At 66.8% G+C, this 11,766-nt stretch carries 8 protein-coding genes; 1 reads left to right on the forward strand and 7 read right to left on the reverse strand.

Annotated elements, in window-relative coordinates:
• Position 1: 1 nt before the first annotated feature.
• The 5 genes from IR212_RS12405 to IR212_RS12425 form a co-directional block, all read right to left on the reverse strand.
• Positions 2–814 (reverse strand): ATP-binding cassette domain-containing protein, encoded by an 813-nt coding sequence (locus IR212_RS12405; RefSeq protein ID WP_194396205.1) that lies wholly within the window; start codon positions 812–814, stop codon positions 2–4.
• A complete protein-coding gene (locus IR212_RS12410) occupies positions 807–2,603 on the reverse strand; it encodes a dipeptide/oligopeptide/nickel ABC transporter permease/ATP-binding protein (RefSeq protein ID WP_194396206.1) in 1,797 nt (598 codons plus the stop codon). The genes IR212_RS12405 and IR212_RS12410 overlap by 8 nt, the downstream gene beginning before the upstream one ends.
• Positions 2,600–3,541, reverse strand: a complete 942-nt coding sequence (locus tag IR212_RS12415) for an ABC transporter permease (RefSeq protein ID WP_194396207.1) — start codon at positions 3,539–3,541, stop codon at positions 2,600–2,602. Before IR212_RS12415 ends, IR212_RS12410 begins: the two co-directional genes overlap by 4 nt.
• Positions 3,542–3,560: 19 nt before the next feature.
• Positions 3,561–5,090, reverse strand: a complete 1,530-nt coding sequence (locus IR212_RS12420; protein ID WP_194396208.1) for an ABC transporter substrate-binding protein — start codon at positions 5,088–5,090, stop codon at positions 3,561–3,563.
• A 127-nt stretch (positions 5,091–5,217) separates the two neighbouring features.
• Entirely contained in the window at positions 5,218–8,043 is a 2,826-nt protein-coding gene (locus IR212_RS12425; RefSeq protein WP_194396209.1) for an alpha-L-rhamnosidase, read from the reverse strand.
• A gap of 187 nt (positions 8,044–8,230) precedes the next feature.
• Between IR212_RS12425 and IR212_RS12430 the strand changes: the two genes are divergently transcribed.
• Entirely contained in the window at positions 8,231–9,247 is a 1,017-nt protein-coding gene (locus IR212_RS12430) for a LacI family DNA-binding transcriptional regulator (protein ID WP_194396210.1), read from the forward strand.
• 56 nt (positions 9,248–9,303) lie between these two features.
• Here the strand turns inward: IR212_RS12430 and IR212_RS12435 are convergent, their stop codons facing one another.
• Both IR212_RS12435 and IR212_RS12440 read right to left on the reverse strand, forming a co-directional pair.
• Positions 9,304–9,534, reverse strand: coding sequence for a PKD domain-containing protein (locus IR212_RS12435; protein ID WP_194396211.1), 231 nt, complete (start codon positions 9,532–9,534; stop codon positions 9,304–9,306).
• 12 nt (positions 9,535–9,546) lie between these two features.
• The gene (locus IR212_RS12440) at positions 9,547–11,397 is read right to left on the reverse strand and encodes a PKD domain-containing protein (RefSeq protein ID WP_194396212.1); all 1,851 of its coding nucleotides are present in this window, start codon (positions 11,395–11,397) and stop codon (positions 9,547–9,549) included.
• Positions 11,398–11,766 lie beyond the last annotated feature (369 nt).

Below are 11,766 nucleotides of genomic sequence, written 5' to 3' on the forward strand. Positions count from 1 at the left end.
TTCACTGGCTGAACTGCCGGATTCGCTCAGCGCGGCGGGCGCGCTGTCGGGGCGGGTCCGCGATGGGCGCCGACATCTGCAGGCGCCGAGTGTAAGGATGCTGCGGGTTGGTCGCCACTTGGTGCGCGTCACCCATCTCCACGATGCGACCGCCTTGGAGGACGGCGATTCGATCGCTGATCGCGTGGACCACGCCGAGGTCGTGGCTGATGAACAGGTAGGCGACGCCCGTCGCCTTCTGCAGCTCGTCGAGGAGCGTCAGCACGCGAGCCTGCGTCGTCACGTCGAGCGCGCTCGTGGGCTCGTCGCAGACGATGACGGACGGCTCGAGCGCGAGCGCACGGGCGATCGCGATCCGCTGGCGTTGACCGCCCGAGAACTCCCGGGGATAGCGAGCGCCGGCGTCGGACGGGAGTCCAACGGCATCCAACAGCTCGCGGACTCTTGTCCGGCCCTCAGCGACGCCGGCGGCACGCAGAGGTTCGACCAGGATGCTCTCGACGGTCATCGACGGGTTCAGCGATGAGTAGGGGTCTTGGAATATGACTTGGATGTCTCGTGCCACCTGACGCCGGCGAGCACGGGAGATGTTGCTGATCTGCTGACCACGGAAACTGATCGTGCCGTCGGTGACGGGCGCCAAGCCGAGGATCGCTCGACCGATGGTCGTCTTTCCGGAACCGGACTCTCCGACCAGGCTCACCGTCTCGCCCGCCTTCAGGCCGAGGGATACGTCTTGAATAACGGTCTTTCCACCACGTCGGCCGCCGTAGCGGACGATGAGGTTGTTGATTTCGAGCAGGTTCTCACTCACCGCCGATCGCCTCCATGATCTCGACCTTGCGCGACGATTCGAGAAGGTCACGGGTGTAGGGGTGTTCGGGCGCTGCGAACAGCGCGTCGACGTCGTTGCTCTCCACGATCCGCCCGTCCTTCATGACGCTCACTCGGTCGCACAGATCGGCGACGACGCCGAGATTGTGCGTGACGATGATCATCGCGAGTCCGCGTTCGGCGGTGAGCTCTCGCAGGAGTTCGAGGACTTCGGCCTGAACCGTGACGTCGAGGGCCGTGGTGGGCTCGTCGGCGACGATGAGCTCGGGGGACGACGCGACGGCCCCACAGATCAACACGCGCTGCGCCATCCCGCCCGAGATCTCGTGCGGGTACAAACGCATCACCCGATCCGGGTCCTCGATCCCCACGCGGGTGAGGAGAGCGACGAGCTCGCGCCGAGCCTGCGACTTCGAGACCCCGGTCGCCGCGCGGAGGCCGTAGATGAGCTGCGCACCGATCGTGAACGACGGATCGAGATTCGACATCGGCTCCTGCGGCACATAAGCGATCTGCCGGCCGCGCGCTCTTCGGATGCGCGCCTTGTCGGCCAGCAGATCCTTCCCGTTGAAGAAGACGCTGCCGCCGAGGACGACGGCCTCGCGGGGCAGGATGCCGACCACGGAGAACGCGATCTGAGACTTGCCGGAGCCGGACTCCCCCACGAGTCCGTGAACCTCGCCGCGCCGGACGTCCAGATCGACTCCGTGGACGACCTCAGCCACTTCGTCCGGGGCTGCGGGATAACCGACCCGGAGTCCTCGTACCGCGAGGACGACATCCTGGGGCGGGGTCAGGTCATGCAGTCCTGCCACACGCTCGTCCTGCGCGGCGCGCGCCAGCGTACGGCGCCGCGCGGGTTTCAGCGCGGCACTGCGGTTGGAGGCTTGCAACGTGTCGCGCAGCGCGTTTCCGAGCAACACGAAGGCAAGAATGGTCACACTGATGACGAGCGCGGGGAAGAAGATGTTCGCCGGCACCAGGTAGATGTTCTCGAACGCTTCCTGCAGCACCCGACCCCAGGAGGGCTCGTTGGGACTGCCGAGCCCGATGAAGTCGACGCCCGCGAGGATGGCGACGGCCGTGGCGAGCACGAACGAACTCTGCACGATGACCGGTGCGCGCACAGCCGAGAGGACGTGACGTCCGACGATACGGAAGTCTGACAGTCCGACGACCTTGGCGGCATCGACATACAGCTCCGATCGCACGCTGATCACCACGGAACGAACCAGCCGGTAGAAGCTCGGCGTGACGATCACGCCGAACGCGGTCATCGCAGCGGGGATGTTCGGGCCGGTGAGCGAATAGAGCGAGATGATCACTGCAATGCCGGGGAGCGACATGATGAGGTCGGAGATGAAGTTCGCGACCGCTTCCGTCTTGCCCCGGTAGAAGCCCGCGATCAGGCCGGAGGTGAGGCCGAGGATGAGTGAGACGCCAAGCACGAGAACGCATGCGAGCAGGGTCGCCTGGGTTCCCCACATCAGTCGCGAGAGGATGTCCCTCCCGGACTGATCTGCCCCGAACAGGTGCCCATTGGTGAATGGCGGCACGTTCGCCGACGCCAGATCGGTGGCGTTGGGCGGGTAAGGAGCAAGCCACGGCGCTGTCACGGCGACGAACACCAGGATCGCCAGGCCCACGAAGCTGAAGACCGCGAACGGGTTCTTGAGCAGCGACCGGAACGTGTTGCGCCGCACGCTCTTGCGCGTGAGAGCGGCCGTGCCGTCGGCCGCGGGGTCGATTTCATGCTGGTCGACGGTCATCGGATCCTCGACTTCGGGTTGAGAACGCCGATGAGCAGATCGGCGAGGAAGTTGATGACGAGGACGAGGATCATCGTGAAGACCACCGTGCCCATCACCATCGGGACGTCGCCGGCCTGAGCTGACGACACGATCAGTTGGCCGATGCCGGGCAGCGCGAACACCTGCTCGATGAAGAGCGCTGCACCAAGGAGTCCGAGTGTCGTGAGGCTGAGGACCACAAGTCCCGGGCCCGCCGCATTCCGGAGCACGTGGCGGAAGAGGAGCGGCCCCTCCTTGATACCCCGGGACCGCAGAGTACGGACGTAGTCCTGAGACAGCGCGTCGATAACCGACCCGCGGAACTGTTGCGCGGAGGATGCAATCGTCCCGATGACCAGGGCGGCGACGGGGAGCGTGAGCGACCACAGCCACCCTTGCACGCCATCCGTGATGGGTATGTAGCCGGTAGCCGGATACAGAGGAACCGCGACGGCGAACGCGAACACCAGGCCGATGGCGATGATGAAACCTGGAACGGCGGCGCCGAGGACGGAGAGGAACTGCACGACACGGTCGACCCAGCCGCCGTAGAGGGCTGCGGTGACGCCGAGGACCACGCTGATGATCGCCGTCAGCGTCATCGTGATGATGATCAGCGACAGGGTGACCGGGATGCGAGTGGACAGCGCGTCGGTCACAGTCTGGCCGGTGAGGAAGGAGGCGCCGAGGTCGCCACGGATCACCCCGGAGAGGTATTCGAAGTACTGGACGATGAGAGGACGGGTGAGCCCCAGTTCCTCCGCTTTCGCGGCCACCTGTTCATCCGAGGCGCTCAGGCCGAGCACCGAACGGGCGATCCCGATGCCGTCGGTGTACGTGACCGTGAAGGTGATGAAGCCGACGATCACGAACAGTCCGGCGGCGCGGATGAGGTTGAGGGCTAGATAGCGGAACATTGCTGGGGCTCACCGGGTCCTAGTTCTTCTGGAAGTCCCGCAGCAGCGGGTGCAGCGCGGAGAAGTCCGACATCGTGGGGATGCTGATGTCCGGGCTGTAGAGGTAGAAGCCGTCCGGGTAGGCCATCGGCACGAACCACGCCTGGTCGATCACGTACTGGTTGATCTCCTGCTGAGCCGCGATCCGCTCCTCATCGGTGCCGGTCAGGATGGTCTGCCACAGGGCGTCGACGGTCTCGTCCGGCTGGTGCGACACGTTCCAGATGCCGTCCGGCAGGATGTAGTCCTTGATGTCCTGCAGCGACTCACCGTAGTTGCCCAGCTGCCACAGCGGCACCGGGTAGGTTCCGCTCAGCAGCTCGGTGATCGCGTCGGGACCGGTCAGGTTCACCTGCTCGACGGTGATGTTGAGCTGGGCGAGCTGCTCGGTCACGTAGGGGAAGAGCAGCTCGTGGTTCTGGCCTTCGAAGAACGGGATCTGCAGGGTGAATCCGTCCGCGTAGCCCGCTTCGGCCATCAGGGCCTTGGCTGCTTCCACGTCGTACGGGTAGGGGTCTTCGGTGAGGTCCTCGAGGTAGGCGCTGCTGCCCGGGCGGAAGATCTGGTACGCCGGGTCGGCGTAGCCGCGGTAAAGGTCGTTCGCGATCGAGTCGCGGTCGAACACCATGTTCATGGCCTGTCGCACGCGGACGTCACCGAGCGCCGGGATCTTCTCACCGTTGTGGTCGGTGATGAGGAGGCGGGTGGTGGTGCCGCGGAGGGTAACGGCCTCCAGGTCGGACTTCTTGGCTTCGTCGATCGTCGCCGCGCTGCCGAGGATGCCGTCGATCTGTCCGGTCTTGAGCGCGTTGAGGCCGGCGGTCGCGTCCGTGAAGACCTTCAGCACGAGCGTCTCGTACGGGTAGGTGTCGCTGTCGAAGTAGTCCGGGTTCTTGGTGAGGGTGTACGTGGAGCCCTGCGTGCTCTTGCTGGGCTCGTAGATGTACGGGCCGCTGCCGACGACCGTCGTGTCCTGCGCATCGCCGGCGTAGTACTCGGCGGAGGAGATCTGCGCCTCGCACAGGATGAGGTCGAGCGTCGGGGTGGGCTGCGGCCAGGTGATCGTCATGTTGTAGTCGTCGACGACGTCGAAGGTCAGGTCCGCGAAACGAGCGTTGTTCTCACCGGCGAACTCGTATGCAGCCTGCACGTCTTCGGTCGTGAGGTCCGTTCCGTCGGAGAACTTGATGTCCTCGCGGAGCTTGAGCGTCGCGGCGCTCTTGTCGTCGTTGTACTCCCACTCCTCGGCGATCTGCGCGGAAGGCTTTCCGAACTCGTCGCAGATGAGAAGCGTGTCCCAGGCGGCGTCGGCGAACCAGCCCTGGTAGCTGGGCTGGATGCCGACACTGAGGCCGGGGATGTCGGCGGTCATGCCGAGGGTGAGCGTGTCACCTGCTGCGCCGGTGGCCGATCCGCCTCCGGTGGAGGGGGCGCAGGCCGTCAGCGCAAGCCCCAGGGCGAGCGCGGGCACCGCGAAGGCGACGGCTGTGCGGCGTCGTGTGAATCGCATTGCAACTCCTTTGTTGTTTCTCTTGGTTCGGGCCGTGCTGCCCGATCGTGCGGAGGACCGCGAACCTGCGGTGTGTCCGCCAGCGACGCTAGGGCTGTGGGTTGAGCGCCGGCAACGAGGGTCAAGATTATTGCGCAATTGCTCCGGTTATATTGCGCAACAGGTCGGGCGCGGGGCCGACGAGATCGGCCAGCGCCCGCTTCGCGGAGTCGGACGGCCAGAATCTCGTCCACACCGCGTCGCCGATCTCGGTGGCTGGGCGGTCGAAGAACGGTGCAAGCAGCCGGGCCATCCGCACATCGGAGTCGATGACGCCCTCAGCGGCGGAAACCGAAACGAGTTGCGACCACAACGCCTCGTCGTCGACGACGTCGCGAACCGTCTGCGGCGCGACCTCCGTGAACCCCGGTTCCGTGAGACGCCACTCGTGGCGTCCGTGACCGATCTGTACGGACCCGCCGCCCCACGGCAGCTCGACGACGCCCGTCGTGCCCACAGGAAGTTCGACCTCCAGAGCCCACTCCCCCGCCTCTCGTGACCACGCGACGCTGGCCATCCCGTAGGGCGTACGGTGGCTGGCCGCGGCACGTGTGAGCGCGCGAGGCGGGATGGGACGCACCGCGACCGTCCGGAATCCTGGGCTCGTCGATCCCAGACCGGCGACGCGCCGATGGAGCCAGTCGATCACGCTGCCGAGTGCATAGTGGTTGAACGAGGTCATGCCGCTCGGGTTCACGGTTCCGTCGGGAAGCAGGCTGTCCCATCGCTCCCAGATCGTGGTGGCGCCCATCGTCACGGGGTACAGCCAGGACGGCGCCTGGGTCTGCAGCAGCAGGCGATGCGCGACATCGTGGCGGCCGGCATCCGTAAGCGCATCGCACACGATGGGCGTGCCGACGAATCCGGTGGCGATGCGATGGCCCGACGCACGCACGAGGTCGGCGAGTCGATCCGCCGCCCTTTCGCGCGTTGTCGGATCGTCGATCAGACCCCAGTTGAGCGCCAGCGCGTACACCGTCTGCGCGTCGGAGAGCACGCGCCCGGAAGCCGTGACGAACTCTCGCCGAAACGCTTCCCGGATCCGCGCAGCGAGGTCTGAATACTCTGCCGCGATGTCGTCGTCGCCGACCACGTCGGCGGCCGATGCGACGATCTGCGCCGAACGTGCGAAGTGTGCGGTGGCGACGACGTCGGGATCCGCCCTGGCCAGCGAGGCGTCGTCATGCGGAGCGGTCGGATCCAGCCAGTCCCCGTACTGGGCACCTCCACGCCAGATGAGGTCGGCGCCCGCCTCGGCACGCACACAGTCGACCCACGCCCGCATGCTGGGAAGTTGCCGCTCGAGAATCACTCGGTCTCCGGTGCGCTCCCACACCGTCCAGGGCACGATCGTCGCCGCATCGCCCCACGCCGCAGCGGGCGCCGATGTGAGATCAGTGCGAAGGATGTCGGGCACGACGTGCGGAACCCGCCCCTGCGCATCCTGCTCGGCTGCCAGATCGGCGAGCCACGACGTCAGGAATCCGGCGGAGTCGAACAGGAATGTCGCCGTCGGCGCGAAAATCTGGATGTCGCCTGTCCAGCCCAGTCGCTCGTCTCGCTGCGGACAGTCGGTCGGGACGTCGAGGAAGTTCCCGCGCATCCCCCATACGACGTTCTCGTGGAAACGGTCGAGGAGCGCGTGGGACGACGTGAACCACCCCGTTCGCTCGAGGTCGCTGCCGATGACGACTGCCTCGATGTCCTTCGCGCGGAGGTCCTCCAGGCCCGCGACCTCGGCATACCGGAACCCGTGGAACGTCAGGGACGGTTCCAGCGACTCGGCATCCGATCCGCTCAGGAAGTAGGTGTCCGTGGCCTTTGCGCTGCGAAGTGCTTCCACCGCGAGCTCGCCATGCTCGAGCACCTCGGCGTGCCGCACCACCACCTCATCACCGGGCTGGGCGCCGCACGCCTTGATGCGCACCCAGCCGACGACGTTCTGACCGAAATCGACCAGGACACGACCGGTTGGCGACCGCGTCACTGACACCGCGGGGATCACTTCTGTCACTCGCATCGGGGGCCCGTCCTCGCCCACCAGCGTTGCGAGGTCGGCATCGATCGGCTCAACGGCGTGAGCGAATGGCGCGTCAGGCTCGAATCGAAGGTCCGTCGTCTGCCCGTCGTATATGTCGTCGATCAGGATGCCGGTCGCGCGAGCTCGCCATCGTCCGTCGGTGCCCAGCACGTGGACGGCCCCGTCGCCGGTGGTGACCTCGAGTTGGGCCAGCGCCGCGAGCCGATCACCGTATAGAGCCCGCTTTCCGAGGAAACCGAATCGCCCGCGCCACCAACCGTTGCCGAGCGTGATGTCCAGGGTGTTGTCGCCGGCTTTCACGAGCCCCGTGACGTCGTACACCCTGGTGCGGAGGCGGTGTTCGTAGGCGGTCCATCCGGGTGCGAGCACCGTGTCATCGACTGGGGCGCCGTTGATCGTTGCGGTGTAGATGCCGTGCGCGGTCGCGTACAGGCGAGCCTTGACGACGCGCGAATCGACGTGAAGGGTCCCCCGCAACTCCGGTGCCGCCTGCCGGAGGGCGCCGATGCCGACGGGCGAGATGAAACGTGCATCCCAGTCGTCTGCATCGAACAGACCGGCTTCGACCGTCGCAGGCTCGCTCCAGTCACTCCACTCCGGGCCGCGAACTCGCACTCGCACGGTTGCCGCCTCACGCGAGTGGAGTGGCAGATCGGGCCACGGCACCAAGATCTGCTCTGCCGACTCCACCACCCACCGCTCGGTCGTGAGGCCGCGTGCGACTTCGATCTCGTAAGCCGTCTGCACGTACTCGTCCGGGGCGGTGGCGATCGTCCAACTCAGCCGGGGAGACGGGGAGGCGATACCCAGCACAGGACCACGATCGGTGCGGTGTTCGAATCGGAGTGCGGCAGGTGGGGTGAGTTCGGCCATGGGTGTCTCCTGAGGGAGCCGGACGGGTGGCGACGCGAGCCTAGGCCGGGCCGAAAGGGCCGACAAGGCCACCAGGGGACATTTGCGCAAATATGCTGCGGTCCACTCGCTGAGCTACACGGAGCGCATCCGATCGCGCTACCCTGCAGCGCAGACGCGATATTGCGCAAGCACGCAGGGGGGGCGAATGGGCGAGGCACCGACACCGACCGTGACGATGCGAGCGGTCGCCGAAGCTGCGGGGGTCTCGGTTGCCACGGCCTCGCGCGCCCTGGCCGGCCGCGGCGATCTGAGCCGCGAGACACGCGAGCGCGTTGCAGATGCGGCACGTTCTCTGGGTTACGAGCGCTCCCAGTCGACGCGGGGGCGACCGACGACACTGGACCCACGGCTGATCGAGTTCGTGCTCGGCAGCTTCGACGACGCCTGGACCGATGCCATGACGACAGGTGCGCGTGAAGCTGCCTTCCGTCTCGGTTTCGATCTGGTGCTCACGCTCGACCGTCCCGATCCGTCAGACGATTGGCCGACCCGGGTCGCGACGCGGCGCCCGTCGGGAGTCGTCATCGGCATCATCAAGCCCACGGCAAGCCAGCTGGAGGAGATCCGCGGGCTCCGCATTCCGATCGTGCTGCTCGATCCTCGGTCCGATCCGGAAGGCGAACTGGCCAGTGTCGGCACGACGGACTGGCAAGGAGGCTACGACGCCGGCGCGCATCTCGCGAACTGCGACGTGGATCGATTCGCCGTCGTCACCGGTGTGCCTCGCTACCGCTTCGGTCGTGCGCGCGAAGAAGGCTTCCGGCAGGCCATCGCCGAGCTCCGTCCCGACGCCGAGGTGGTCCACGTCGATTCGCAATGGACGGACGCACCTTTGACCGCCGATCTCATGAAGCTCGTGACGTCGGACAAGTCGCATGTCGGCGTCTTCGCCTGCAACGATGAGATGGCCCTCGCGGTGTACCGCGCGGCGGCTCGCGCGGGCAAGCGGATACCCGACGACGTGAGCGTGGTCGGATTCAATGACGAACCGCGGGCCGCTGCAGCTCGGCCGCCACTCACCAGCGTGCATCAACCGCTGCGCGAGATGGCGACACGGGCGATCGAGCTCACCCAGGAGCTGCGCCGTCACGACGACCCGGCCCACGAGCGCATCGAGTTGCCGTGCACGCTCGTGGTGCGCGGCTCGACTCGCTCGCGCTGAGTCGCACCCGGGTGCCGGACGGATGCCGCAGCTCGCGGCATCCGTCCGGCCGTCGGCTACTGCGTGACCACGACTCGGATGCGGTCGATGTTCTGGAGTAGCGCGTACTTGGCGCCGACGTTGCCGTCACGCTCCGCCGTCACGCGTACGCTGACGAAGTACGTCCCGGGCTGGGTGAACGTGTGCTTCGTCGTGAGTGCGACAATCGGCTGCGGCTTGCGGGCATCGCCGGCGACGTAGGTGCCGTCGCTTTCGGAGTCCCACTCCGCGGCGATGATCTGGCCCACCCGCCCGATGCCTTACTGCGTCACGACCACGCGCACGCGGTCGATGTTCTGCACGCGGGCGAAACCGGCATTGACATCACCGTTGCGCTCGGCCGTGACCCGCACGCTCACGAAGTAGGTGCCCGGCTGCGTGAACCGATGCGTCGTCGCCAGCGCCGCGATCTTCTGCGGCTTGCCCGCATTCCCCGCGACGTACGTGCCATCACCTTCGAAGTCCCACTCCGCAGCGACGATCTTCCCCCCGCCGAGCGGCGCACGCGCTGCCGCGAGCAGCGCGACCGGCTTGCCCACCCGCGTCGTGATCACGCCGTCGCGGAGCGTCACGAAGTCCACGGTCGGCTGGATGCCGGCGCGCACCAGGGCGAACGGCGAGACGACGATCTGCGAGTCCTTGATCTCGTAGCGGGTGGACACGGGCGCCGCGACCCCCTTCTCCGCCCATGCGGCGACGTCGCGCAGCGCCTGTTCGACACTGCCGTACCAGTCGACCAGCGTCGCCGCGCGTGCTCCGGTCGGCGCAGCGTCCTGGTGGTCGGCATGATCTGTGTAATACACCCGGTAGGCGTTGCCGGCGGCGGCGCCGAGGCTGGACTCGACCTTCTTCCGATACCAGTCGGTGTGGATCGGAAGAGCGTCGACGTCGTAGAGGTTCGACACAACGATCATCTTGCCGTTGATCGAACCGTCGAAGGCGGCGTTGCCCGACACCGCGCCCGAGAACCCGGGCTCCCCCACCGTACGCTGCGGATAGAGCGGGGTACCGTCCGCGGCGCGGAACTGGTCGAGAGCGATCCACCCGGTGCCGGCCGCTGGGAGCTGATACCGGTACGCGAACCGCTTGGCGATGTTCCAGCGGTGGCCGATCGTGTCCCCCATTTCGACGAGTTCGGCCCGCACCCGCTCGCCGAGCGGGGAGTCTTCAGCGCCGAGGTAGCCAGCGGTGTTCCAGAAGTCGTCGACGAAGGTGGGATCATAGACGAGCGGGTCGTCGGAGTCGAGCCCGCCGCCGAAGTAGGCGGGGTCGTAGCCGAGCAGGTAGTCGGGGTTCTCCCATCCCTTCCACGGGATGCCGAGCTTGTGCACCTCCGTGAGCATCGCGCGCTCCGCCTCATCGAGAGTGGCATAGGGGTCGCCGCTGCCCCCGGGCAGCAGCGCGTCGCGGATCTCGTCGGCCTTGTCGGCGAGGATGAGCTCGGCCGCCGCACGCCCGTTGAAGTTGTAACTGTTCGGCGTCGGCACGGCCTGCACCAACGGAACGAAACCCTGCCACACCCCGTCCGTGTTCTCGGCTGCGCCGACCGTCTGGAACGAGCCGCCGCTGGGGCCGTACAGGTACCCGAAGATGGCGCGATCGCTGCCGTAGTAGGCCGCGGCCACGGTCTCGGCGAACTTCGCCGCTGCGGCGGTGTGGCGGTAGCCCAGCGACAGGAACCCGTTTCCGGCCTGCACCGCGTACCCGCCGCTGGCGAGCGCGAAGCCGATGGCGCGATCGCTTGCGCGAGAGGTGTTCTGGTCGGCGCTGAAGGTTGTCGGGTAGGTGTACTGGAAGAACCGACCCTGCCACTTCGACTTGTCGGCTGCGGGGTGCAGGTAGATGTTGAACGTGATGTTCGTGCCCTCGAAGTGACCCGACACCCGGTGATGCGGAACGGGCGTCGTCTCGTCCGTCTCGGCATCGATCACAGGCTGGGTGTATGTCGGATCGATGCAGTCCGCGGTCACCTGCATCGGCGCATTGGGGGCGGGCTGCACGCACGCGACAGGTTCGGCCGCGGCTGGCAGAGCGGGCAGGAGCGCGACGGTCAGCGCGAGCACGGCGCTCGCAGCGATGGGCCCGGGACGGGCGAAAGATGGTCGTGCCATGGGGAGTCCTCCAGCTTCGTTGATGGTGAGCCCGCGGCCTCGCGAGCGCCCGCCAGCCGGGCGCTCACAGCGCCCGAGCGGCAGCGACTGACGCTAGACCGACACGATCTCGACTGGCAATCGAGGAAGCTCATATTGCGCAAGGTTCTCGGGCTGGCCGCACGAGCGGCGCCCGAACCCGCGTCATTCCCGAGCGCGAGCCTGGGCACCCAGACCTCAGTGTGAACTATCGTGAGGTCAGAATCGGTGGGCAAAGGTGGGCAGAAGGCGCTTTCCGAAAGCATCCGCCCGCACCGATGCAACGCAAAAAGCCCGGATTACCGGGCCTTTTGTCTGTAGCAGGAGCGGGGCTTGAACCCGCGACCTCAC

The organism is Microbacterium atlanticum (genome assembly GCF_015277815.1).
Lineage (GTDB): Bacteria > Actinomycetota > Actinomycetes > Actinomycetales > Microbacteriaceae > Microbacterium > Microbacterium atlanticum.

Bases quoted from the DNA above. Each gene is read 5' to 3' on its own strand.
- IR212_RS12410 (WP_194396206.1), bottom strand. From the start codon at position 2,603: ATGACCGTCGACCAGCATGAAATCGACCCCGCGGCCGACGGCACGGCC.
- IR212_RS12415 (WP_194396207.1), bottom strand. From the start codon at position 3,541: ATGTTCCGCTATCTAGCCCTCAACCTCATCCGCGCCGCCGGACTGTTC.
- IR212_RS12420 (WP_194396208.1), bottom strand. From the start codon at position 5,090: ATGCGATTCACACGACGCCGCACAGCCGTCGCCTTCGCGGTGCCCGCG.
- IR212_RS12425 (WP_194396209.1), bottom strand. From the start codon at position 8,043: ATGGCCGAACTCACCCCACCTGCCGCACTCCGATTCGAACACCGCACC.
- IR212_RS12430 (WP_194396210.1), top strand. From the start codon at position 8,231: ATGGGCGAGGCACCGACACCGACCGTGACGATGCGAGCGGTCGCCGAA.
- IR212_RS12440 (WP_194396212.1), bottom strand. From the start codon at position 11,397: ATGGCACGACCATCTTTCGCCCGTCCCGGGCCCATCGCTGCGAGCGCC.